The sequence below is a fragment of the Streptomyces sp. NBC_00016 genome (genome assembly GCF_045040885.1).
GTDB classification, from domain to species: Bacteria; Actinomycetota; Actinomycetes; order Streptomycetales; family Streptomycetaceae; genus Streptomyces; species Streptomyces coriariae.
The window spans coordinates 9136632-9159880 of record NZ_CP108304.1 but is presented as its reverse complement, the minus strand read 5'-3'; the positions used below and the strand labels follow the sequence as shown (position 1 = coordinate 9159880).

Below are 23249 nucleotides of genomic sequence, written 5' to 3'. Positions count from 1 at the left end.
GCCGTAAATCCCTTCGGGGAGGGGGAACTCACCAGGAGACGGGCAGGCTTTTCACCGCGAAGACGGACCCTTTGAGCCGCAGCGGCACCTCGTCGGACGCGACGGCAAGCCGAAGGTCGGGAAAGGCCCGGAGGAGCGCCGAGAGGCCGGCCCGCAGTTCGACGCGCGCGAGATTCTGGCCCAAGCACTGATGGATACCGAAACCGAACGCCACATGCCCCGAGGTGTCTCGGTCGATGTTCAGCTCCGCCGGGCATGCGAATTTCGCCGGGTCGCGATTGGCCGCGGGCAGGGACACGGTGACGGTGTCCCCCTTCCTGACCGTCTCACCGTTCAGTTCGATGTCCTCCGACGCAGTGCGGTACGTGTGGTACTGGTTGACGGTGAGATAGCGCAGGAGTTCCTCGACCGCGCGGTCGAGCTTCGACGGGTCCGCACGGATCGCCGCCCATTGATCCGCGTGATGCAGCAGGGCGAAAACCCCGACGGACAATGCGCTCTCCGTGGTCTCATAGCCCGCGAACAGCAGGAGAGTGACGATATTGCACAGCTCTTCGGTGGTCAGCTGTCCTTCGGCGACGAGGCGACCGAGAAGGTCGTCCCCGGGCTCCTTCCGCCTTCTTTCGACGACCTCGGCGAAGAAGGAACTCGCCCGTTCGTAGGCGGACGCGACCTCGTCCGGCTTCGCGTCCGGGTCGTGCAGGAGGGTCGGTGCGTGGGCGTACTCCTCGCGCTCCTCGTAGGGCAGACCGACCAGCTCGGACAGCATCCTCAGGACCAGCGGTCCGGCGAAGTCCCGCACCAGATCCGCGGGGGCCCCGTGCTCGCGCAGGACGTCGACCTGCTCGGCGGCGACGGCCTCGACACGTGACGCCAGCCGGCTCGCCCGGCGTGCGGTGAACTCGCCCATCAGTCGACGCCGGTACCTGGTGTGATCGGGCGGGTCCATATGGATGAACATTCCCGGTATCTGCGGATGGTTCGGTACGAGTTCCCCCTGATGCGTCACGGGGAAGTGACCGATTTCCGTGCTGTGGCTGAATCTCGGGTCACCGAGGACCTTACGCACCATCTCGTGGCTGGTGGCGATCCAGCCGACATGTCCGTCCGGGTAGGTCATTTTCGCGAGCGGGCGCGACTCTCGCAGAGAATCGAATATCGCAGGAGGATCGAACTGATGGGTCCGCGCCCAGGGAACCTCGAAAGGAATTGCGTCAGTCATGAAATCCTCCCGTCTCTGGAGTCAGGCTAGACGAGCCGTGACGGCACGGAATCCCTCAACCTGGTAGGCGTGGTCACGGGCACCGGTCCGTCGACTCCGCTTACGGCTCCGGCCCTACCAGGCCGGGGGATGTCGCCGGTTCGTGACTCGTCCTAGCCTGGCGGGACCTCGCACACGCACGGGGAGGGCGATTCATGACAACAGCCGGAATGTGGCGCGCGCTGACACCCACCGAAAGAATCTACGCCGACAAAGAGATTTACACGGGCTACATGGTGCACGCCGCCGGCCGACTGGACCCTGACGCCCTGAAGACTGCCTATGAGGCGGTGTGCCACGCCCATCCCCAGCTCGCGGGCCGACTGGAAAACGGCGATGAGGGACTGCACGTCGTGGAATCCGGCACCCGACCCGAAGTCCGATTCTGCGACGGCGACCTGGAACACCCGTTGACCGGCGTGGAGTTGGATCAGCGTCAGACACTGAGCATGCTGAACGTGGTGCGTGACGGCGACGAGGCGAGCGTGACACTGCTGACCCATCACGGCATCGCCGACGGCCACCACTCCATCGGGGTGCTCGCGGCACTGTGGTCCTGCTACACCGATGTGATCCAGGGCGTGCCGGTCGACCTGCCCCGGCAGCCGTTCCCCCGGTCACTGGAGGACCTGCTGGCCGAGCGCGGCATCCGCGGCGCCGTCCCCACCGGGGCGGCCACACCGAGGGCGTCGCACGTGACGGACGTGCCGGCGCCGGGGTTGGTCCCCCTCGTCCGGCACGTTGCCCAATGCCGGTTCACCCCGGCCGAGACGACCGCGCTGGCGGAACTCTGCCGCCGCGCACACATCACGGTGAGCGGCCTGGTGTCGGGCGCCCTCCTGCTCGTCGAAGCCGAGTTCCGCGACGTGCCGGTGACCGACCTGGTGCTGAGGTTCCCGGTGAACCTCCGCAATCGTCTCACTCCTCGGATCGGGGCCACCGAGGGTGCGAACGTGGTGGGCGAGGTGCGGTTCCGGGTCACCGACGGCATCGAGCCCCATGCCGTCGCGATCGGTCGCGCGTTCGGTGAGCGGCTGCGGGCAGGACTGGCCGACGGATCCATCCAGCGCAGCCTCCCGGACATCGTGGACATGATCAACCGGCACACGGTCGGCGCCGCCACTCCGCGCGAGGCGCGGCAGGCGGCGCCGCGGGAAGCGGGACCCGCCGTGATCAGCATGACGAACGTGGGGCTGGTGCCCCCCATGCGGACGCCGGACGGTCTGCGGCTGACGAACTTCAACATGGTTTCCCGCATCAGGGAAGCGCCGGCGCAGTTCGTGGCCGCCCGGGGCTACGTGGTGAGCACCTTCGCCGGCCGGCTGAGCATCGCTCTTGCCTGGCCCGAGAAGGATGCGGAGCAGTCGAGGCGCCTGGACCGTCTGCGTGAACTGTTGACCCGTATGACGCCGGAGTCGTGATCTCCGGTGCCGGTGGGGTGAGCCGCTGATCGGCGCGTGGCCGCAGCCGCGCGCCGACTTCGTCCGCGGCGCGCGGAATCCCCTTCGACACCCCCGTCGACGCCTCTGGACCCGCTGTCGAGGTCTGCTCCTCGTGCGTCGTGAGGAAGCCGACGCCGGACGCGACCGTGAACGGCCTTGTCCCGGCGTCGGCTTCGGCGTGCGCGGGTCGTCCGGCTCACCGGCTACGGGGTGGCGTCCCAGGCCACGGGCAGGCTGTGCACCCCGTAGATGACCATCATGTCGCGCAGCGGGACCTTGTCGGCCGGAATCGTGAGGCGCAGTCCGGGCAGCCGCCGCAGCAGTTCGGTGAATCCGATGGTCAGCTCGGCCCGGACCAGCTGGGAGCCGATGCACTGGTGGATGCCCTGCCCGAAGGCGAGATGGGTCTGCCGGGGGCGGCTGACGTCGAACGCGGCCGGGGTGTCGTAGTGGCGCGGGTCCCGGTTCGCCTCGGACACCGAGATGATGACCAGCGCTCCCGCCGGAATGACCTGCCCCGCGATCTCGACGTCCTCGGTCGCGTGGCGCAGCAGGCCGTGGTGCACGATGGTCAGGTAGCGCAGCAGTTCGTCGATCGCCCCGTCGATCAGCTCGGGATGCTCGCGCAGCCTGTCGAGCTGCTCGGGGTGTTCCAGCAGCGCGAAGGTGCCCAGCGCCAGCATGTTCGCGGTGGTGTCGTGCCCGCCGACGAGGAGCGGGACCGCCATGCCGACGATCTCGTCGTCGGTGAACGCCGGCTCGATGTCGGCCTGGACGAGCCCGGACAGGAGGTCGTCGGCGGGGGCGTCGCGCTTGTGCCGCACCTGCCCCCGGATGTACTCCCGCAGGTCGTCGAGGTGGGACAGCTGGTCCTCGTACGAGACTTCCAGATCGAGCAGTTTGTTGGCCCGTGATTGGAACTCGTCCCGCTCCTCGTAGGCGACCCCGAGCAGCTCACAGATGACCAGCGACGGCACCGGAACGGCGAAGGCGGGCACGAGGTCGGCGCTTTCGCCTCGGGTGAGCATGTCGTCGAGGCGTTCGGTGACGATCTGGTGGATCAGCGGTTCCAGCTGCCGTATCCGCCGTGGGGTGAACTCCTTGTTGAGGTACTGGCGGTAGCGCGTGTGCTCGGGCGCGTCCATGGCGATGAAGTTGCCCGCGCGCGCCTTCTCGTCCAGGAGCTTCTCGCGCAGTTCCGGCGGCAGCGTCGCGATCCGCGGATTGCGCATCCGGTTGGCGCTGAGCCGGTCGTCGTTGAGCAGTCTGCGCGCCTCGTCGTATCCGGTGACCAGCCAGCCGATTTCGCCGTCGGTGAGTTCGAGCGGCTGGACCGCGGCCCGCTCGCGGTACTCGGCGAGCATGGTGGGCGGGTCGAACGGGCAGCCGCCGCGGTCGGTGAACCCCGGTGGATAGGGCAGCCGGTACACCGAACGGGTCTTGCCGGCCGGTGCGGTGGGCTCCGTGCCGGGCACTGCGGACGAACTGCTCATCGCTGGTCCTGTTCTCGGCGGGACGCGCGTCCCGGCCGCCGTCGGCGGGTGTGTCCCGGAGATGTGGGGCGCGGAGGATCGGCACCGCCGCGGACTATGCGGTGGTGTCCCAGGCCACGGGCAGGCTGTGCAGGCCGTAGTGAGCGGCCTGGTCGCGCAGCGGGACCTTGTCGGCCGGGACCGTGAGGCGCAGTCCGGGCAGCCGCCGCAGCAGTTCGGTGAACCCGACGGTCATCTCGGCCCGGGAGAGCTGCTGGCCGACGCACTGGTGGATACCGTGCCCGAAGGCCAGGTTGGCCTGCCGGGGCCGGCTCACGTCGAACGTGGCCGGGCAGTCGTAGCGGCGCGGGTCCCGGTTGGCCGCGGGCACCGAGATGACGAGCGTCGACCGCGCCGGGATGATCCGGCCCGCGATCTCCACCTCCTCGGTCGTGAAGCGCAGCAGGCCGAGGGGCACGATCGACAGGTAACGCAGCAGTTCCTCGACCGCTCCGTCGATCAGCTCGGGGTGCTCGCGCAGCTTCGCGAGCTGTTCGGGGTGTTCCAGCAGGGCGAACGTGCCCAGCGCCAGCATGTTCGCGGTCGTCTCGTGCCCGCCGACGAGCAGCAGGAGCGCCATGCCGACGATCTCGTCCTCGGTGAACGCCGGCTCGATGTCGGCCTGGACGAGCCCGGACAGCAGGTCGTCGGCGGGGGCGTCGCGCTTGCGCCGCACCAGCTCGTGCATGCTCTGCCGCAGTGCGTCGAGGCCGGCCATCTGCTCCTCGAACGAGACATGCGCTTCGAGGAGTTGGTTGGTACGCGCCTGGAAGTCCGCGCGGTCCTCCTGGGCGACCCCGAGCAGTTCACAGATGACCAGGGACGGCACCGGCAGGGCGAAATCCCGTACCAGATCGGCGCTGGCGCCCTGGGCGAGCATCGCGTCGAGCCGGGCGGTGACGATCTCGTGGATCCGCGGTTCCAGCTGACGCATCCGCCGCGGGGTGAACTGCCGGTTCAGCAGCTGGCGGTAGCGCGTGTGCTCGGGGGCGTCCATGGCGAGGAAGTCGCCGGCGCGTGTCGTGTCGTCCATGAGCCTCGCCCGCAGTTCCGGCGGCAGTTTCGCGACCCGCGGGTTGCGCTGCCGGTCGGTGCTGAGCCGCGGGTCGTTCAGCAGGCTGCGGCAGTCGTCGTAGCCGGTGACCAGCCAGCCGGTGTCGCCGTCCGCCAGGTCGATCCGCTGTACTTCGGCCCGCTCGCGGTACTCCTCCAGCAGGGCGGGCAGATCGAACGGGCAGCTGCCGCGATCGGTGAACCCTGTGGGGAAGTAGAGCCGGAACATCGACGGGGTGCTGCCCGCCGGCGGGGTGGGCTCCGTGGCGGGCACCGCGGACGAACTGCTCATCGGTGGTCCTGTTCCCGGCGGGACTCGCGCCGCGGCCGCCGTTGACGGGGTTGTCTCGAGGACCCGGGTTCTCGCCCTACCGGTCCGTCGCAGGGGTGCTGGGCACGCGGCGATCAGGCGCGTGTCGCGTCTCAGGCGCGTGTCGCGTCCAGCAGCCAGATCGGCACCAGTGTGGCGCCGGTGTCGTCGGTGTCGAGCTTGCCGCCCTGGTAGTCCTGGCGGAGCTGCTCCGACAGGACGGTCGTCGTGAGGTGGTCGGCGCGCAGGGTATTGATCGTCCAGCCCGGTCCGCTGAAGGCGGAACGGACGGTCTCCTCGGTGATGGGCTCGGGGCCGGCCGCGTCGCCTCGGGAGCACCACTGGAGCAGCCGCGCTCCGGGCCGCATCACTCGCGCCAGGGCGTCCGCGTACTCGCGGCGCTGCGTCGGGCCGAAGCAGTGGAAGACCAGGCTGCTGGTCACCGTGTCGAACTGGTTCCGGTAGCCGTCCAGCTTTGTCGCGTTGCCGACGGCGAACGTCACCGCGGCGTCCTGTTCGGCGGCCCTGGCCCGTGCCTTCTCCACAGCGGTGGGGGCGATGTCCAGACCGGTCACGCGATAGCCGCACCTGGCCAGATGAATTGCGTTGTCACCCAGACCGGAACCGATGTCGAGAACATCGCCGGAAACCAGGCCCGCCTTTTCCAGTTCCACCAGCACCGGCTGTGCTCGGCCGATGTCCCATGGCATCCGCTCCAGCACCACCCCTGCGAACAGGGCGCCGGTCTGATAGGCGTGTTCGTAGTCCGCGGTCGTCGCGTCGAAGTTCTGGTATGCGTCGATTTCAGCCATCGAATCCGTCCCTGTCGCCGACAATTCCCTGTTCGCGTCTCCCAGGATGGGGCAGACATGGTCGACTGAGCATCCCTCGACCTGGTAGCTCTTCATCCTTGACGCGTTTCGAAAGGCAGCACAAAATCCCTCGGCGATTCCCCGTTGTTTCCCGAATTCCCGAAGAATTCCAGGGTGACGGAATGCGACTGGGACAGAATTCCGCCGTTCGGACGCCTGGCTGACGACGGGCTACGGGGTGGCGTCCCAGGTCACGGGCAGGCTGTGCGCGCCGTGGATGGCCATGTTGTCTCGCAGCGGGATCTCGCCGGCCGGGACCGCGAGACGCAGCCCGGGAAGCCTTCGCAGCAGTTCGGTGAATCCGACGGTCAGCTCGGCGCGGGACAGCTGCGAGCCGATGCACCGGTGGATGCCGTGTCCGAAGGCGAGATGCGCCCGTCTCGGGCGGCCCACGTCGAGTTCGGCCGGCCTGGGGTAGCGGCGCGGATCCCGGTTGGCCGCGGACACCGATACGAGGACCATCGCCCCGGCCGGGATGACCTGCTCCGCGGTTTCCACTGCCTCGGTCGTGGTGCGCAGGATGCCGAGGTGATGGATGGTCAGGTAGCGCAGCAGTTCCTCGACGGCGCCTTCGATCAGCTCGGGGTGCGCCCGCAGCTTCGCCAGTTGGTCGGGGTGTTCCAGCAGGGCGAACGTGCCCAGCGCCAGCATGTTCACGGTCGTCTCGTGTCCGCCGACGAGGAGCGGGATCGCCATGCCGACGATCTCGTCGTCGGTGAGGGCCGGTTCGGTGTCGGCGTGGACGAGCCCGGACAGGATGTCGTCGGCGGGAGCGACGCGCTTGCGCCGCACCTGGCCGCGCATGTACGCGCGCAGTTCGTCGAGGTCAGTCAGTTGCTCCTCGAAGGAGACGTCCAGGTCGAGGGTCTTGTTGGCCCGCGCCTGGAGCTCTTCGCGGTCCTCGGAGGCGACTCCGAGCAGTTCACAGATCGCCAGGGACGTCACCGGCAGGGCGAAGTCGCGCACGAGATCGGCGCTGGTGCCGTCGGCGCGCATGACGTCGAGTCGGGCGGTGACGATGTCCAGGATCCGCGATTCCAGCCGTCGTATCCGCCGCAGGGTGAACTCTGTGTTCAGCAGGTTGCGGTAGCGCGTGTGCTCGGGCTCGTCCATGGCGACGAAATTGCCCGCGACGGCTCTTTCGTTCATGAGCTTCTCGCGCAGTTCAGGCGGCAGTTTCGCGATCCGCGGGTTGCGCTGCCGGTCGGTGCTGAGCCGGGGGTCGCCAAGCAGTCTGCGGGCCTCGTCGTACCCGGTGACCAGCCATGCGGTGTCGCCGTCCGCCAGATCGATCCGCTGTACGTCGGCCCGCTCGCGGTACTCGGCGAGCAGGGCGGGCGGATCGAACGGGCAGCCGCCGCGGTCGGTGAACCCCGGTGGGAAGGGACGCCGGTACACCGGCCCGGTCTCGTCGGCGGCTGGGGTGGACTCCGTGGTGGGCACCGCGGACGAACTGCTCATCGATGGTCCTGTTCCGTGACGGGCTGCGGGGCGGCGTTTCTTCGGACGTGACGCGGGGTTCAGGCCTGGCGAAGGGGTGCGAGCGCGTTGGTCAGCGCGATCACCTCGGTCAGCATCCGCTGGAGCACGGCGTCGTGGCCTTCGGCTGGCGTGAAGGTGGTGAAGTTCTCGCAGTCGGTCCAGAGCGACAGGTTGACCTGGGTGTGCACGGTCGCCAGCTGGACCGCTCCGGCGATCTGTCGCAGGTGCTCCACGGCGCGGGCACCGCCGACATTGCTGCCGTACCCGATGAATCCGGCGGCTTTGTTGTTCCACTCGGTGTAGATGAAATCGATGGCGTTCTTGAGCACGGCGGGAATCGACCAGTTGTATTCCGGGGTGACGAACACGAACCCGTCGAGCCTGGCGATCCTGGCACTCCATGCGCGGGTGTGGGCATGCTCGTAGTCGCCCAGCCGCGGCACTCGCGGCTCGTCGAACAGGGGGAGGTCGTAGTCGGCGAGGTCGACGATTTCGAAATCCGCCTCCGCACGTGTCTTCGCCGACGTCTCGACCCACTGCGCGATCTGGGGCCCCAGGCGCCCCGGGCGGGTGGTGCCGACGATGATCCCGATTCTGGTCATGCGCGTCTCCATGCCGGGTGTGACGGGTGAGGGTGCGTGCGCACGCGGAACCGCCGCGGTCAGGACCCCACGTCGACGGGCCGGCCGGTGGCCACCGACGCGTAGGCCGCCCGGATGATACGCAGGGTGCGCACCCCGGTGGCGCCGTCCGGGCCGGCGCCGTGCCCGTTGCCGACCGAGGCGATGAACTCGCCGAGCATGACCGCGTCCGCGTCGGCTCCGCTGGCTTCCCACCGTTCACCGGCCGTGGCGGTGGCGAATCCGCCGAGCAGCCGCGGGGCGGTGTTCAGTTCCACACTTCCCCGGTCTCCGACGAAGGTCATGGTCGGTCCGCCCGCCGCCGGTCGGCCGGCGGACGGGCTCCGGCTGCAGTCGAGGGCCGCGACCGTCCCGCTCGCGTAGCGCACGGTGACGAGCGCCGCGCTCTCGACGCCCGGTTCTCCACCGAGGACGCTGTTCGCCTGCGCGTACACCTGCTGTGCGGGCTCCCCGCCGAGGACCGCGTCCACCATGTCGAGCAGGACGGCCGCGTTGGCCGCGATTGCCCCGCCGTCGGCCGGTTCCGCGGGCGTCCGCGAAGGATGCGACAGGTGCGGCCGTGGGCTGTTGTGGGCGCCCTGAATGGTCATCAGCGTGCCGATGGTCTCGTCGTCGGCGAGTTTTCGGCGCACGGCGCCGAACGCGGGACCGAAGCAGGCCGGAGAGGCGAGCGTCAGCCGGACGCCCGCGTCCTCACAGGCGCGCACCATTTCCCGGGCGTCCGCCACCTCGGTCGCCGGCGGATGCGCGCACAGGACGTGCGCCCCGGCCTCGGCCGCCCTCTCGACCAGTTCGCGACGGCGGGCGATCTCGCTCGTGACCACCACGGCCCGGGGTCGCAGCGCGAACACCTCGTCCCAGCCGTCCGTGTACGCCACGCCGAGCCGCCGGGCCATGGTCCGCCCCCGAGCCGGGTCGTCGGGGTCGTCCGGCGCGTCGGGGTCCGCGGTGACCAGATCGACGCCCGGCATGTCACGCAACAGCCGGGCGTAGACCGCGGCCTTCTCGTGGGCGAACGACAGCACGGCGACCTTCACGCGGCTCCCTCCACGGAAAGTTCCACGGCCCGACCCGTCCATGCGGACTCCGCCGCGGCTTGGGTGATGCGGACGGCGGCGAGCGCGTCCCGGGGCCCCAGGCGTGGTTCCGGACCGCCCAGGAACGCCTGGGCGAACTCGCGGATCTCGGAGGCGAACGGTGTCTCACCGAAGTACCCGCGGCCCCCGGCCGCACCGCCGTAGGTCTGGATCTCCTGAGGCCACTCGGAATCGTGGAGAACCGTCCCGCCGGTGCCCGAGACCTGGAAGGCGACGCGAATGGGCGGGTGGGGCGTCGCCGTCCACCGACTCACGATCTGGGTGAGCGCGCCGCCCGCGTGGGTGAGAACGGCGGTTCCGACCGCGACGGCCCCTTGCGGGGCCGGTGCCGCGATCTCGCCCTGGTAGCAGGCGTGGACCCGCACGACATCTCCGAAGATCCAGTAGGCGATGTCGACGGCGTGCAGCATCTGATCGGTCAGGATCCCACCGGACCGCGCGGACGCGTGACCGGTCCATGGCCGCGGGTGGTAGCCGGCCACCGCGAACCGGGCAACCGCGCCCGTGCCCAGGTCACCTGCCGCCACCAGTTCGTGGAGCCGGGCGAAGGCCGGGGCGAAACGTATGTCGTGGGCGGGCAGGAGGCGCACTCCGGCCTGTTCCGCCGCGGCCACGATCTCCTCGGCCTCCGCGACGTCTGCCGACAGCGGCTTCTCGCACACCACCCCGACGCCCGCGGCGATGGCGGCCATGGCTATCTCGTGGTGCGTTCCGGTCGGGGAGCAGATGTCCACGGCGTCCACGCCGTTCAGTGCGTCGTCCAGGGAGCCGACCGCCTTGGCGCCGAATTCGCGTGCCAGGTCCTCGGCCCGGCCGTCCTTGGAATAGATGCGGACGGACGCCCCGGCACCGATCCAGGCGTCCAGGTGCAGACGTGCTATCAGTCCCGCGCCGATCAGCGCCACCTCGAGCTGCCGCATGGCATCCCCCGTCCCTTCCGCGTCCGAACAGTCTCGTCCGCCCGCTGGTCGGGGGCCATCACCAACGTGGGTAGTCGGTCAACGGCGACGCGGGCGGCCGTGCGGGACGGGACGACGAGCGGGCGGCCGTATTCGACCTGCTGCGAGGCCACGCTGCCGGCCCGGCGACGAGGAAGTCGTCGACCTGAGGAAGGGCAACGGCGACCGCCTCAGCGGCCGCTTCGACCGCGGGATCCGCCTCGGGGCGGACCGGGCCAGGGCGCGATCCGCCGCCGGGCCGAGGTCGACCGACGCGGGACTCGGCGGCCACCACGACCGCCCGGCCCGTCGGTCCGGCACAGTCCGCGACGTCCGCAACTGTGGTCGCCCGGGACGCCGTTGACCCAGCTCGCGGGCGCGATCGCCCCCTCGCCCCGGCGCGCGTGATCCCCGTCCGGCGTGCGGCCGCGCCGGACGGCCACTCCTCTCAGACGACGCGCTCCGTGCCTGCGGAGCGGTGTGCTGAGGTCGCCGGCACGGCCCGTTCGTCGGGTGCGCCCGGCTCGGCGTCGGCGGCGGGCGTGGGACGTGTCGGAGCGGTCGGTGTGCGGCCTCCGGTCACCAGGCGGACTACGAGGTGCGCGCGCCCCGCGGCCACGGGCCCGAGCACGGCCAGCACGAGGACGTACCCGGCGATGAAGGGGGCGAGCCGGTCGTCGAGTCCCGCGCTCGCGGCCATGGCGGCGAGGATCAGCGCGAACTCGCCGCGGGCCAGGAGCGTGGCGGCGATGTTCGCGGCGGGCTCGGGACCGTAACCGTGGAGACGGGCCACGATCAGTCCCGCTGCCACGTTCATGCAGAGGGTCAGGGTGGCCGCGAGGGCGACCGGAGCAAGGACGGCCGCGAAGTCACCCGGGTCGATGGCCAGTCCGAACGCGAAGAAGAAGATCGCGGCGAAGGCGTCCCGCAGCGGATGCACCAGCCGGCGGATCCTGGCGGCCGAGGGGGTCCGGGCGAGGATCAGACCGACCATGAACGCCCCGATGGCGTCCGCGACACCGAGGAGCTCGGAGACTCCGGCGACGAGTACGGCGGCGCCCAGAAAACTGATGACGAGGAGTTCGTCGTCGCGTACATGGATGAGCCGGCCGATGAGCCGCGTGCCCCAGCGGGCGGTGGCGGCCAGGACCAGCAGGAACCCGAACGCCTTCGACACCTGGACCAGCACCTCGGCGGCACCGTGCGCGCCACCGATGACGGGCTGGAGAGCGGCGAGGTACAGGGCGAGGAAGACGTCCTCCACCACGATGACGCCGAGGATCAGACGGGTCTCCGGACGCCCGAGACGGCCCAGGTCGATGAGGATCTTGGTGACGATGGCGGAGGAGGATATCCCCAGGACGCCCGCGAGAACGAGCGCCTCCCGGGTGCCCCAGCCGAGCGCGAGGCCGAAGCCGAGTCCGGCGCCGACGTTCAGCAGCAGGTAGCTTCCGCCGGCCAGCGCCAGGCGTCTGCCGCCGGTCTTCAGGTCGTCGAGGTGGAACTCCAGACCCAGGTAGAACAGCAGCAGCACCAGGCCGAGTGCCGACAGCATCTCGAAGTCGTGGGCGTCCTCGACCAGGACGAAGCCCGGGGTGTGCGGGCCGAGCAACATCCCGGCGAGGGTGAACAGGGGGATGGTCGGCAGCCCGATGCGGTTGCCGAGGCGGGCGAGGAAGGCCGCGGCGAGGAAGGCGCCGCCCATGGCCAGCAGGGCGTCAGCGTGTCCCATGCGTCACCTCCCTTCCGGGCAGGCGGAGTCGGGCTCGTTGCACGGCACGGGAGTGGATGGGCGGTTCTCCTTCACGGATGGTGACAGCTGGACGGATGCGCCGACGACCGCGACCGGCCCGCCTCGACGCCGCCCGACGTTCCGGGCGCCTCCTCCACGATCACGCACCGGCGGGGGTCGGCACCATCGGGGTCAACACCCATTTGTCCCCGGGGGATGCCGCCGCACGCCGGCCCCACGGCAGAACCCCCAGGCTCAGTAGGCGGCGATCCAGCGCCGGACGGCCTCGTTGACGGTGTCGTCGAGGGCGCTCAACGCCTCCACGGCGTGCAGGTCTCCTGGCACGGGCGCGACTCCCGCTCGGATGAGTGCCGCGTGCAGCTCCAGACGGCGCCGGTCGGCCGGAGCCATCGCCAGGGGCAACCGCCGGCTCGGGGCGGGAGCAGACCTCGGTGCCTCCTCCTCGGCCGCCCGCGCCTGCGGCGGCACGCGCCAGTCCTCGTCCCCCCACTGCTCTGCGGAGTCCGCCCCGCTCAGAGTCGTCTGCGCGTCGAATCCGCAGCGGTAGGGGTCCAGGATCAGCTCGGGCACCGTCACGGCGGTCGGTGAGTACTGCCACTCCTGCATACAACCTCCAGCATTCGGCGTTCGCTTGGTGTCCAGGAGGCGGCCTGCCCGGTCGACGGTTGCAGGACCGGCGACGAACCACCCGAACGTCCCCAAACCCATCTCGTCACACCACTGCGCCACCTGGCAGAACCCACAGCGCACGCTGCGCGCCCCCCCCCCCCCCGGCACACGACTGCCGATCACGGGCGGGGGCATCGCCTCCCACGAGTCACTGCCGAGCGGCGGCGGACAGGCTCAGGGGCGTCCCGCCGCGTCGGGGCTGCGTGCGGCACGGCGCGCGGTCCCCGTTCCGTGGTGCCAGGGTTCTCGCGGGGACTCGGGGCGGGTGCGGCCGATGAGACCGAGCAGGAAGCCCGCGGGGATGGTGATCAGCCCCGGGGTCTGGAGCGGGAACCAGTGGAAGTCGCGGTCGGGGAAGAGCGCGGTGGGCGTGCCCGAGACGGCGGGGGACCCCGCCAGGAGCAGCGCGATCAGCGGCAGGGTCCCGTAGACGGTCCAGCGCGCCCCGGTGGCTGTGTGGCCGGGCAGGAACAGCGCGTACAGCAGGACCGGAGCGAGTACCGAGGCCGCGACGGTGAACGACAGCGAGATCAGCGTCAGTCGGCCGCGGTCCTGGACGATCACGGCCAGCACGACGGCGGCCGCTCCGACCAGGACGATGCCGATCCGCGCCCGGCGGATCTCGCCGCCGGGCGAGCGGCGGGCGCTTCCGTGGACCGGCCGGCCGCCGAAGTCGCGGACGAGGCTGGAGGCGGCCGCCAGGGTGATACCGGCGACGGCCGCGAGCGTGGTCACGAAGACGGCGCAGGCGACGGTGGCGAACACCATGCTGTGCCGCACTCCCCCGGCGACCGGGTCGAGCGCGCCCGTCAGCATCAGCAGCGCCGTCGCTCCCCCGGGGTCGGCGGCCCGCAGCAGGTCCCGGCCGATCAGCGCGCAGGCGCCGAGTCCGGCCACCACCACCGCGGCGCACACCACGGTGACGGGACCCACGGCCCAGCCGACGGCACGTCGAGCGGTACGGGCGTCGCGCAGCGGGTGCAGCCGCATGGTGAGGTGCGGCAGGCAGGCGGCCCCGAGCAGGAGAGTGGTCTCGAAGCTGATCAGGTCGAGGCGCCCGGCGAAGGAGTGGCCGAAGTGCAGTCCGGGGCGCGCGTAGTCGGCGCCCGCCTCGGAGCGGTCCTGAGCGGCGTGGAAGAGGCCCGCAGGTGACCATCCGAACCGGGCCAGGACGAGCCCGGCCACGAGCAGCACCGCGGTCAGCACGACACCGACCTTGAGGACCTGTACGTAACCGATCCCGCGCATCCCGCCGAACGCGGCGTAGCAGACCATCAGCGTCCCGGCGGCGACGGTGCAGCCGGTGAGCGCGCCGGCGGGGAGGCCGAACATGGCCACCATGATGTGCCCCGCGGTGGAGAGTTGCACCAGGAGCAGCGGGGTGAGGACGACGAGAGTGGCGACGCCGAGAGCACGGCGTACGGAGAGGTCGCCGAGCCGGTCGGCGAAGAAGTCCCCCAGGGTGAACACACCGCCGCGGCGCAGGGGTTCGGCCAGGATCCGCATGACCAGGTAGAGCGAGACGACGGTGGCGCAGGCGAAGAGCATGCCGTCGGCGCCGTCGAGGGCGACCGAGCCCGTGGTGCTGAGCAGGGTGGCCGCGGAGATGTAGTCGCCGGCGATGGCGAGTCCGCTGCCGACCGGGCCGAAGGCGGCGCTGCCCCCCGCGTAGAAGTGCTCGGGGTCGTCCAGGTCGGCCGCCGCCAGCCCGCACATCAGCAGGGACACCGCGACGAAGACGAGGAAGACCACGACGGCGAGCGAATGTCCGTCGCCGGTGGTCATGCTCGGTCCTCCGGTGCCGTTGCCGGGTACGAAGTCCTGGAAATGCAGGGGGCTTTCGCCGCGTACAGGTCGTTCGGCGCGCACGGGCCGTTCCGTACGTACGGCCCGTTCGGTACGTCCGTGTCATGCGGTTCGTACGGGCCTGGCGGTGGAGGAGATGCGGAAGACATGGCGGTCATGCCATCAGCCGGCCGGGGCCGCGTACAGCGGACGGGGCACGCCGGAGGCGGTGGCACAGCGGGGCCGCGGCGGGGCTGTGCGAGGGCACAGGCTCGCCTCGATGTCCCTCCCCCGCCTCCGCACGCAGCCCGTTGACGACCGACTTGCGTGCGTGGTTGTTCAGTTCACGGCCGTCGTCCCGGCCCGGTCAGAACAGCTCGTCCTGTTCCACGGGACCGGACCGGCCCCCGGTGCGCCGGACGGGTTGCCGGGCGGGTTGCCGGGCGGGCGGCTCCTTGCCGAAGAGGGGGACGGTGCCGTACTCGTCGGGTTCGGCCGGCACAGGGGTGGGTCCCGTCCCCACGTTCAGACGCAGCGGGACGTCCCGGTCGAAGTCCGCCGGCGTCATCGCCGACCACTCGCAGTCCTGACGTTCACTCATCGATGTTCCTCCGCCCGTGCGTATTCTCCTACCCCTGCCCCTCGGCAGGCACGCCCAGATCATGATCAAGTTACCCGTACGGACGGACGTCCGGCGAGGTCACCCGGTATGTCGTCCCGCTCTCATCGGCAGCGCCGAGCCGCCGCCCGCACAGCCGCCTCCGGGACGAGGCGACGGCGGCCCGATCGGCTCGGCGCTGTGTCATGGCCTGCCGCGCGCGGCGGTCGCCGAGGAGAGTACTGCGGCAGACGGCAGTTGATGGAGTGTCAGCCGCCGATGTCCGACTCCTGGGCGGCGGTGACGACCGTCGTCGCGTCCTCCGGCAGAAGGTACCCGGCGGTCGCGGAGGCCTGCGCGGCCGTCCGCACCTTGCTCACGTACTCCTCGTGCGTCGGGTACAACCGGCTGAGCACCGGTTCCGGCCGGGGCGGGAAAGCCGGGTCGGACGGGTCGGCCGCGTCGTGCCGGTCCCACGGATCGGTGTCGCCGTTCCACGGGTCCCGGGCGCCGTAGAGACCGCAGAAGACTCCGCTGCCGCCGGTGTCCCGGGCGCCGGTGAGCGTACGCGTGGGCACCGCCACGTCGGGGAGCCGGATGCCGCCGACGGCCAGGCCCGTCGCGGGGTCGCGCAGGTCTGCGTCGAGCTGTGCCCCGCTCGCGGGCCGGGGGCCGCCCTGCGCCCAGCCGGCCAGGTGGTGCAGCGCCGCGTTCATCGCGTAGTGGCCGGGGCCGTCGTTGTACGGGGCCGATCCGGCGGCGCAGTCGGGCTGTGGTGCGGCCGTACCCGCGGACCTGATCACCGTCGGCCGGCCGAGGTCGTAGGCCCACTGGTCGCCGTGCGCGGTGCCGGCCACCTCCCAGTGCACGAGGCGGTCGGTGTCGGGCTGCCGCGCCGCGGACGCCCCCGGCACATCGGTCTCCGTGAGCACGACGAACGTCGGTACGGACAGGTCGGTACGGATCCGCGACGGGTACGGCATCAGCAGGATGTCGCCCAGGTCGCCGCTGATGGGTGCGGCGAGGGCGCTGTTGCTGTGCACCATGAAGCCGTCGTAGACGCCGGAGACGGGCTGGACGGCGTTGGCGTACGTCGTCATGAGACCGGCCGACTGCGACTCACCGTCGGCGAGCAGCGTCCTGATCGTGAGGCCGCCCAGCGGATCGGGCCCGTCGGGGGTGCGCAGCGCCTGTCCCGCCTGGCTGAAGATGTCGTAGGCGAAGGCGTCACCGGGGTGGACCAGGCTGCCGTACCGGGCCGGATCCCAGCCCTTCAGCCCCTTGATCTCGCCGAGACCGCCGTTGATGCCGACCGACTGAGCCGAGACGCCGACCCAGGCGTATCCCTCGCGCAGCAGCTCGTCCCGCTCGAACCAGTAGTCCGGGGAGAGTTCGAGCTGCCCACTGACGTTGAGCCACTCCACGACGACGGTGCCGTTGAACTTCGCCGCGTCGACGGGCCGGCGGACGAGAAGGCGGCTCTTGTACGCGGCGCCGCCGGACGCACGTACGTTCCAGCGGCCGTCGGAGCCCCACAGCCCCGACTTGGCGTACGAGGTCGCCGTGCCCGCGATGAAGTACTCGCTCTCGGTGTAACCGAACGAGCCGAGGTCCTCCGCCGCCGCCAGGAAGGGGAAGCCGTGGCTGCCGGCCGGCGGGACGCTGACGGTGGGGTTCGCGGCCTCGGCCCGGGCAGGGCCGGCCTGGGCGGGTGACGTGCCGAGGAGCGTGGTGACGAGCACCGCTCCGAGGGCGGTGGCGGTGGCCCACCGCCGGGGTAACCGGAAGGACGTACGCACGGGTTGCCTCCGTGAATTCCGTGTCGAATGGTCAGGTCGACGCACTCTCGTCCCCCCGCGCCTGGCGGCCAACGGCGAATTCACCGGTGTCGCGCAACGACGACCCCTGCCACGGTGGTTCTGGCGCCGGCGGTGTCGCACAGGGTCTCGGAGACTGCTGCGATCGGTGCGGCGGAGGCCGGCTGCTCAGACCGCGCGGCCTCTGCCTCGCCGGGTTCCTGACCCACTCAGCACAGCGCAGAACATTGCACGTCAGCCCTGAGTCGGGTGGTGATGGCGCTGAGCACCACGGCGGCCCGGGCCGGGCGAGGCGGGTCGCCGGCTCTCGGGAACACCGGTCGAGCCGGCCCCGCAATGCTTACTTATGTTGCATCCAGGTCGGCGTGCACCAGATCGTGGTCCGAGTACGAGGTCGGGTGCACACCCTGCTTGAGCGGGGCGATGCCTCGCAGGAAGATGTAGTCGAACTTGCTCTGCCAGTCGGTGGTCGTCTTGCAGTCGCCGGTCGGCGAGGGACGGCACTGGGCGTCCGCATCCACGGCCAGTTCCCAGATCGCGGCGAGTTCGGGGGCGTCCGGTACGGCGTTGAAGTCGCCGAGAACGATCGCGCGCTTGTGCCGGGCGACTTCAGCGGCGAGCACGCCGGTCTGGTCCGCTCGGACCGCTTCTTGGCGTCGTTCGGCGAGGTGTGTGTTGAAGACCCGCAGACGCTGGCCGCCCACAGTGGTGGTGACCGCCATGTACCCACGGTCCTCGGATCCGCCGTCGGGATATTCCACGTTGACGAGGTCGGTCATCGGTGCCGCCGAGAGAAGCGCCTGGCCGTAGGCCCCCGGATTCCACGGCACTCCCCCGCAACGCCCCCAATTGCGAAGAACCGTCCCGTACGCGACGTGGTAGACCAGCCCGTGGCGTCTCTCCAGTTCGTCCCGGATCCCCTCGACGTCACGCACGCACGCCTCTTGCAGGCCGATGACCTGGGGTGCGTACGTGGCAATCTCCGCCGCCCGGTCGACGTTGCTCTCCTCGCAGGGGTTGCAGAGGTTCCACGTCATGACCCGGTTCGGTACGACGTCCCTGACGGCTTCGACGGGCAGTGACCCGGCGGAGGGGGCACCACCCCGCGCGCTGTGGCCCACGAGCGCCAGGCAGGCCACGATCAAGGCACCTGTCAGCAGACGCATTCCCCTACCGGGCACGATCGCCTCCTCACAGTGGAAGTCCACGGCATCGGACGTCCCCACGTACGAGGTTATGGGACGAGGCTGTCAGCGACACATACGGCACGGCGGATCTCCCTGCGCTCTCCCCGCCGCTGAAAGACCTGGACGGGCGGGAGGTCACACGTGAGCCGGCCCCACCAGGCGAACTCGCCCGCTCCAGCGCCCCGCGGGCACCAGCTCGGACGCCGTTTTGCCGGACCGGCAACAGCAGTGGCGTGACCGGGGGACGATGGGCGACGGTGGGCCCGTGACCGACAACATCTCAGCAGGACCGCCCGCGCCCGACGCCCCCTTGCCCGCCGACGGATACGTAGGAGACCCCGCGGTGCGGGCGGAGTGGGACAACCGATACGCCGACCGGCAACAGCTGTGGAGCGGCCGGCCCAACGGCGCGCTCGTGGCCGAGGTCGCCGGGCTCGCACCCGGGCGGGTGCTCGACGTCGGCTGCGGGGAGGGCGCGGACGCCGTCTGGCTCGCGCGCGCCGGCTGGGACGTGACCGCGCTCGAGGTCTCGGGCGTGGCGCTGGAGCGGGCCGCCGGGCACGCGCGGGACGCCGGCCTCAGCGTTCGCTGGGTACACGCCGCGCTGACGGAGGCGGCACTCCCGCCGGCCTCCTTCGACCTCGTCTCCGCGCAGTACCCGGCCCTGCTGCGCACCCCCGACGCCGCAGCCGAGCGAGCGCTGCTCGCGGCGGTCGCGCCCGGCGGCGTGCTGCTGCTCGTACACCACGCGGGCATGGACGCCCAGTCGGCGCACGAGAGCGGCTTCGACCCGGCCGACTACGTCTGGCCTTCGATGGTCGCCGCTCTGCTCAACGACGACTGGGAGGTGGAGGTGGACGAGCAGCGGCCACGGGTGGCGCCTGACGGCGGCGCCGGCGCGCACCACACCGACGACTTGGTGCTCCGGGCGCGCCGACTGCGCTGAGGGCCCCGCCGACGGAGTCACGCAGGTCCGCGGTGACGGCCCCACTCCGACGTAGCGGCTCGAAGCACGAAGGAGAAGTGAGGTCGCGCAGCCCTCACGCGCCTACGGTTGCGTCCCAACTCGGCCAACCACGCCGCCAGTTATGTCTGAAAACACCGGTAACTCCGGCACAACCATCCGAAGTCCCTGCCCGTCACATAAGACAGGAGCAACCAACTCCTAAGCACTCAAGGGGGAAATATGCGCTTCACTCACTCCATACTGGGCGCCGCCGCGCTGGCCGCCCTGTCGGTGGGGGCCACCACCGCCCTGGCGGCACCCGCCTCCGCCGCACCCAACACCACCCCGCAGAAAGTCTGCGGAAGCGGCTACAAGACCGTGAACTCCGCTGCCGTCGGCTCGCTGGGCACCGTCTACCTCGCCTACAACGCCACCAACGGCAACAACTGTGTCGTCACCATCCGCAACAACCCCGGCACCCGCGTGGACATGTCCGCCTGGATCTACGTCCCCGACACCAACGAAGGTGACGACGACTACGGGTCCTACACCTCGTACGCAGGACCCTCCTACGTCATCGGCAAGGGCCACTGCGTCGACTGGGGCGGCGGCATCGCCAACACCTACGTACAGGTGATCGGCTCCAACTGCGCCTCCCTCAAGGAACAGCGGACCACGTACACCCGGTGATCCACCCCGGTCCGACCGCCCGCCACACCAGGTGGGCCAAAGGTCCCCGCGTTGCGACTGACGGCCGGAACGACCGCCGACCGTCGGGCCCGCCAGCGCCGGGGCCGGCCTGAGGGCGCCGTGGCGGCGTGGTGCAGGACAGGCAGTAGGCCGTAACCGTCCGGCCAGCCCTGGCGGATCCACCCGGCTCCGCCAGGGCTGTCGACGACGCTCAGCCACGGCCCCCAGCAATTCCGCGGCACGCACCCGGACGGCGCGGCTAACGTGGCGCGTTGTCGTCGGCCTCGAACGGGCCGCCGTGGCCGGGCACGATCAGGTCCGCGGCGGTCAGCACCCGGAGCCGGGAGGCGCGCAGCACGTCACGGTCGGGGGCCACCGGGTCGTCCGCCGGGCCCTCCGCGTGCCACCACAGGTCACCGGCGAAGGCGACCACGCCCGACTCCGTGCCCGCCAGCAGCGTGATGTCCTCGGCGCTGTGGCCCGGGGTGCGGATCAGCCGCAGCGACGGGGTGAGTTCGTAGCCCTCGGCGTCCCGGTTTCTCCACTGATCGCCGAGGTACTCCACCTTGTGGTCGTGTACCCGGGCCCGTCCGAACAGGCCCACGTTCATCGTGTTGTCGGGGTGGTGATGGCTGAGCACCACGTCGGTGATGTCGTCGGGGCCGAGCCCCAACTCCTCGAGCGGAGCGAGGATGCGGTCGCGATGCGCCACCATGCCCGGGTCGAAGATCACATGCCGGTCGCCGTCGGAGATGTAGGAGACGGTGGCGGCGACTCCGGGGCCGGTGGAGCCGACGTATCCGGTGGTCAGGATCGTGTACACGGCGCTGCGGCCGAGCGGTGCGTCTGTCATGGCCTCAATCCTTCCGGGCAGGACGGTCGTTCACGAGTGGCACAGTTGCCGGTGATCGCAGGATTAGTGCCACACTGACCGGGTGCCTCGTTTCACGACCGTCGCCGCGTACGCCCCGCCCGGAGTCGGCATGCTCGCCGTCGGCATCGTCACCGAGGTCTTCGGTCCGCACGGGGCGACGCTGCCCGGCTTCGACCTCGCCCTGTGCACGGACCGGCCCGGGCCGGTCCCCACCGACGTCGGCGTGCCGCTCACCCTCACGCACGGCCTGGACAAGCTCGCCGCCGCCGATCTGGTGATCGCCCTGCCTTGGGCCGGCTTCCGCACACCGCCCGCACCGGCCGTGCTCGATGCGCTGTCGGCCGCGCACGAGCGCGGCGCACTGGTCGCGGCCCACTGCGTCGGCGCCTTCGCGCTCGCCGCCGCCGGACTGCTCGACGGCCGACGGGCCACCACCCACTGGCGGTTCGCCGAGTTGCTCGCCCGTCGCCACCCGAACGTCACCGTCGAATCCGACGCCCTCTACATCGACGAAGGACCCGTCATCACCGGCGCGGGAGCCGCCGCGGGCTTCGATCTCTGTCTGCACCTGCTGAGGCGGGAGTACGGAGCCGCCATGGCCAACGCCGTTGCCCGGGACGTGGTGCTGCCCTCCCATCGCGACGGCGGGCAGGCGCAGTACCTGGCCGCCCCCGTCCCCGAAGACTGCCGCGACGAGCGTCTCGGCGAGGTGCTCGCGTGGGCCCGCGAGAACCTCCACCAGCCGCTTCCCGTCGCGGAACTGGCCCGGCGTGCCGTGATGAGCAAACGCTCCTTCGCCCGCCGCTTCACCGCCGCGACCGGCACCACCCCTCACGCCTGGCTGCGGAGCCTGCGGCTCAGCCGCGCCGAGGAGTTCCTGGAGACCACGGACCTGCCGGTCGAGGAGATCGCCCGCCGCGTCGGATACGGAAGCGCGGCCGTCCTGCGCGAACAGTTCGTGCGCCGCCGGGGAGTGCCGCCCCGCTCCTACCGCCGCTCCTTCACCAACACGCCGTAACGGACAACGCGGGCCCGCCGGGCCGACTCGGGGCTCGGACGAAGCCCGGAGCGACGCTGCCAGGGGCCCCGGTGACCGCCCACGCGCGCTTCGCGCCGGACGCCGCCGCCTTCGCGCTGGCGCCCATCCCCTCGCCGGTCGGCCACATGATCCGGATGAAACGCTCTAGTGGTACGCGTCGCGATACGTGCGCAACCGGGGAGCACGTACGGCGGGCAGCCCGACCAGGGTGTACTCGAAGGCGTTGTGGTGGGGAGTCAGCGGGTGCCAGGGGCCGGGCGGCAAGGGGTAGTCGTCGCGCAGCACGCCCTCCGGGAGCACCCCGGTCGCGGGCATCGGCGAGGTCTCGCCCGGGTGAGCCAGGTACGCCCAGACCCCGCTGTCCAGCGGCACCACGGCCCCGTCGTCGCCGGGCGGACGCCAGGGCGCGCCGGTGAGGGGGTGGCGAGGGACGAGCAGGACGTCGGGACGGGGCCGGGGCATGGGGATCCCCGGGCCGGCCAGCTCCACGGAACGGGCATCGGGCCCGGCGGGGAGGTACCGGCCGACGGCGTGGCCGAGCAACTCGGCGACGGGGCCGGCGGGGAGCGTCACAGGGCGGTTCTCGGTGACAGCGACGAGGTGGGCCAGCGTGACTCCGACCGCCGCCTCCCAGCGGCGGCTCCACGACCCGTCGGGTTCGACGGGTGGGACGCGATGCCCGACGCGCTCCAGGTCGTCCCAGTCGGGAGGCGCAGCGGCCGGGAGCCCCGAGGGGCGCCGTACCACCGCATCGGGTTCCAGCCACACCGTCTGCCACAACCCGCAGTCGTCCATGCGGGTCGCGACGGCCCGCCCGCACCCCTCGCACGCCAGGTTGGGGCCGGCCCGGCCGTCCACACCCCGGCAGTAGCCCTCGCACTTCTCGGGGATCAGGGCCATGGACCGGGAGTCGCCGGGGGCTATGACGATCCTGTTCCGCGCGCCGAAGGAGACGGAGTACACGGGCGCGTACACGCCCTGCAGGACAGCCGCGTCCTCTCCGACCTCGTCCCACAACCGCCAGGGCGGTCCGGTGGGCCGGGGATCGACGGCGTATGTCGCGGGCTCCATCAGCGGCGGATGGAGTTCCTCCCATCCCCCGTGGTGGGTGTGGACGGGGAGAGCGACCCGGGACACCGATGCGGTCAGCTCCGTGCCGCACCCGGCACACACGAACACGTCCAAACAAGCTCCCCCTCGCCCCGGTTCCCCGGGGATTGTGCCGCGCCCGCCGCGGAGGATCCACCGGATTTCATCACGGGT

At 71.0% G+C, this 23249-nt stretch carries 20 protein-coding genes; 4 read left to right on the top strand and 16 right to left on the bottom strand.

Going from position 1 to position 23249, the window contains the following annotated elements:
- Positions 1-28 precede the first annotated feature (28 nt).
- Positions 29-1120, bottom strand: a complete 1092-nt coding sequence (locus OG933_RS40750; RefSeq protein WP_362535202.1) for a cytochrome P450 — start codon at positions 1118-1120, stop codon at positions 29-31.
- A gap of 296 nt (positions 1121-1416) precedes the next feature.
- Between OG933_RS40750 and OG933_RS40745 the strand changes: the two genes are divergently transcribed.
- Positions 1417-2682, top strand: coding sequence for a phthiocerol/phthiodiolone dimycocerosyl transferase family protein (locus tag OG933_RS40745; RefSeq protein ID WP_362535206.1), 1266 nt, complete (start codon positions 1417-1419; stop codon positions 2680-2682).
- A gap of 224 nt (positions 2683-2906) precedes the next feature.
- Here the strand turns inward: OG933_RS40745 and OG933_RS40740 are convergent, their stop codons facing one another.
- The 13 genes from OG933_RS40740 to OG933_RS40680 all read right to left on the bottom strand — a co-directional run bounded on the left by OG933_RS40740 (position 2907) and on the right by OG933_RS40680 (position 18416).
- Entirely contained in the window at positions 2907-4196 is a 1290-nt protein-coding gene (locus OG933_RS40740) for a cytochrome P450 (protein ID WP_405632143.1), read from the bottom strand.
- Between the two features lie 94 nt (positions 4197-4290).
- Positions 4291-5580, bottom strand: coding sequence for a cytochrome P450 (locus OG933_RS40735; protein WP_362535212.1), 1290 nt, complete (start codon positions 5578-5580; stop codon positions 4291-4293).
- 131 nt (positions 5581-5711) lie between these two features.
- Positions 5712-6410 carry a class I SAM-dependent methyltransferase gene (locus OG933_RS40730; RefSeq protein ID WP_362535214.1) on the bottom strand — a complete coding sequence of 233 codons (699 nt, stop codon included), beginning with the start codon at positions 6408-6410 and terminating at the stop codon, positions 5712-5714.
- Positions 6411-6641: 231 nt separating this feature from the next.
- The gene (locus tag OG933_RS40725; RefSeq protein ID WP_362535217.1) at positions 6642-7931 is read right to left on the bottom strand and encodes a cytochrome P450; all 1290 of its coding nucleotides are present in this window, start codon (positions 7929-7931) and stop codon (positions 6642-6644) included.
- A gap of 59 nt (positions 7932-7990) precedes the next feature.
- Complete coding sequence (locus tag OG933_RS40720) at positions 7991-8554, bottom strand: NADPH-dependent FMN reductase (protein ID WP_405633671.1); 564 nt, start codon at positions 8552-8554, stop codon at positions 7991-7993.
- 59 nt (positions 8555-8613) lie between these two features.
- On the bottom strand, positions 8614-9630 hold the full coding sequence (locus tag OG933_RS40715) for a Gfo/Idh/MocA family protein (protein WP_405632138.1): 1017 nt from the start codon (positions 9628-9630) through the stop codon (positions 8614-8616).
- The gene (locus OG933_RS40710; protein WP_383467288.1) at positions 9627-10610 is read right to left on the bottom strand and encodes a Gfo/Idh/MocA family protein; all 984 of its coding nucleotides are present in this window, start codon (positions 10608-10610) and stop codon (positions 9627-9629) included. The genes OG933_RS40715 and OG933_RS40710 overlap by 4 nt, the downstream gene beginning before the upstream one ends.
- Before the next feature lie 466 nt (positions 10611-11076).
- Complete coding sequence (locus OG933_RS40705) at positions 11077-12360, bottom strand: cation:proton antiporter (protein ID WP_405632135.1); 1284 nt, start codon at positions 12358-12360, stop codon at positions 11077-11079.
- Positions 12361-12615: 255 nt separating this feature from the next.
- Positions 12616-12987 carry a hypothetical protein gene (locus tag OG933_RS40700; protein WP_405632132.1) on the bottom strand — a complete coding sequence of 124 codons (372 nt, stop codon included), beginning with the start codon at positions 12985-12987 and terminating at the stop codon, positions 12616-12618.
- Between the two features lie 237 nt (positions 12988-13224).
- On the bottom strand, positions 13225-14835 hold the full coding sequence (locus OG933_RS40695) for a cation acetate symporter (protein ID WP_362535231.1): 1611 nt from the start codon (positions 14833-14835) through the stop codon (positions 13225-13227).
- 367 nt (positions 14836-15202) lie between these two features.
- On the bottom strand, positions 15203-15436 hold the full coding sequence (locus OG933_RS40690; RefSeq protein WP_230193646.1) for a hypothetical protein: 234 nt from the start codon (positions 15434-15436) through the stop codon (positions 15203-15205).
- Positions 15437-15702: 266 nt separating this feature from the next.
- Positions 15703-17232, bottom strand: coding sequence for an alpha/beta hydrolase domain-containing protein (locus OG933_RS40685; protein ID WP_405632131.1), 1530 nt, complete (start codon positions 17230-17232; stop codon positions 15703-15705).
- A 362-nt stretch (positions 17233-17594) separates the two neighbouring features.
- Positions 17595-18416 carry an endonuclease/exonuclease/phosphatase family protein gene (locus tag OG933_RS40680; RefSeq protein WP_362535286.1) on the bottom strand — a complete coding sequence of 274 codons (822 nt, stop codon included), beginning with the start codon at positions 18414-18416 and terminating at the stop codon, positions 17595-17597.
- Between the two features lie 286 nt (positions 18417-18702).
- Here OG933_RS40680 and OG933_RS40675 point away from each other — a divergent pair, with 286 nt between their 5' ends.
- Positions 18703-19383: a class I SAM-dependent methyltransferase gene (locus tag OG933_RS40675; protein ID WP_405632129.1), complete on the top strand. Its 681-nt coding sequence runs from the start codon at positions 18703-18705 to the stop codon at positions 19381-19383.
- A gap of 240 nt (positions 19384-19623) precedes the next feature.
- Entirely contained in the window at positions 19624-20073 is a 450-nt protein-coding gene (locus OG933_RS40670; RefSeq protein WP_362535238.1) for a spore-associated protein, read from the top strand.
- 259 nt (positions 20074-20332) lie between these two features.
- Here the strand turns inward: OG933_RS40670 and OG933_RS40665 are convergent, their stop codons facing one another.
- Positions 20333-20926, bottom strand: coding sequence for an MBL fold metallo-hydrolase (locus tag OG933_RS40665; protein WP_405632126.1), 594 nt, complete (start codon positions 20924-20926; stop codon positions 20333-20335).
- A gap of 130 nt (positions 20927-21056) precedes the next feature.
- On the opposite strand from OG933_RS40665, the gene OG933_RS40660 reads away from it, so the two are divergent.
- Positions 21057-21965, top strand: coding sequence for a helix-turn-helix domain-containing protein (locus OG933_RS40660; protein ID WP_362535288.1), 909 nt, complete (start codon positions 21057-21059; stop codon positions 21963-21965).
- A gap of 165 nt (positions 21966-22130) precedes the next feature.
- Here OG933_RS40660 and OG933_RS40655 read toward each other — a convergent pair whose 3' ends face one another.
- On the bottom strand, positions 22131-23171 hold the full coding sequence (locus tag OG933_RS40655) for a hypothetical protein (protein ID WP_405632124.1): 1041 nt from the start codon (positions 23169-23171) through the stop codon (positions 22131-22133).
- Positions 23172-23249 lie beyond the last annotated feature (78 nt).

What these genes read in the sequence shown, in the direction of transcription:
- OG933_RS40750 (WP_362535202.1), bottom strand. Translation starts at nt 1,120, where the DNA reads ATGACCTACCCGGACGGACATGTCGGCTGGATCGCCACCAGCCACGAG.
- OG933_RS40745 (WP_362535206.1), top strand. Translation starts at nt 1,417, where the DNA reads ATGACAACAGCCGGAATGTGGCGCGCGCTGACACCCACCGAAAGAATC.
- OG933_RS40740 (WP_405632143.1), bottom strand. Translation starts at nt 4,196, where the DNA reads ATGAGCAGTTCGTCCGCAGTGCCCGGCACGGAGCCCACCGCACCGGCC.
- OG933_RS40735 (WP_362535212.1), bottom strand. Translation starts at nt 5,580, where the DNA reads ATGAGCAGTTCGTCCGCGGTGCCCGCCACGGAGCCCACCCCGCCGGCG.
- OG933_RS40730 (WP_362535214.1), bottom strand. Translation starts at nt 6,410, where the DNA reads ATGGCTGAAATCGACGCATACCAGAACTTCGACGCGACGACCGCGGAC.
- OG933_RS40725 (WP_362535217.1), bottom strand. Translation starts at nt 7,931, where the DNA reads ATGAGCAGTTCGTCCGCGGTGCCCACCACGGAGTCCACCCCAGCCGCC.
- OG933_RS40720 (WP_405633671.1), bottom strand. Translation starts at nt 8,554, where the DNA reads ATGACCAGAATCGGGATCATCGTCGGCACCACCCGCCCGGGGCGCCTG.
- OG933_RS40710 (WP_383467288.1), bottom strand. Translation starts at nt 10,610, where the DNA reads ATGCGGCAGCTCGAGGTGGCGCTGATCGGCGCGGGACTGATAGCACGT.
- OG933_RS40705 (WP_405632135.1), bottom strand. Translation starts at nt 12,360, where the DNA reads ATGGGACACGCTGACGCCCTGCTGGCCATGGGCGGCGCCTTCCTCGCC.
- OG933_RS40700 (WP_405632132.1), bottom strand. Translation starts at nt 12,987, where the DNA reads ATGCAGGAGTGGCAGTACTCACCGACCGCCGTGACGGTGCCCGAGCTG.
- OG933_RS40695 (WP_362535231.1), bottom strand. Translation starts at nt 14,835, where the DNA reads ATGACCACCGGCGACGGACATTCGCTCGCCGTCGTGGTCTTCCTCGTC.
- OG933_RS40690 (WP_230193646.1), bottom strand. Translation starts at nt 15,436, where the DNA reads ATGAGTGAACGTCAGGACTGCGAGTGGTCGGCGATGACGCCGGCGGAC.
- OG933_RS40680 (WP_362535286.1), bottom strand. Translation starts at nt 18,416, where the DNA reads ATGCGTCTGCTGACAGGTGCCTTGATCGTGGCCTGCCTGGCGCTCGTG.
- OG933_RS40670 (WP_362535238.1), top strand. Translation starts at nt 19,624, where the DNA reads ATGCGCTTCACTCACTCCATACTGGGCGCCGCCGCGCTGGCCGCCCTG.
- OG933_RS40665 (WP_405632126.1), bottom strand. Translation starts at nt 20,926, where the DNA reads ATGACAGACGCACCGCTCGGCCGCAGCGCCGTGTACACGATCCTGACC.
- OG933_RS40660 (WP_362535288.1), top strand. Translation starts at nt 21,057, where the DNA reads ATGCTCGCCGTCGGCATCGTCACCGAGGTCTTCGGTCCGCACGGGGCG.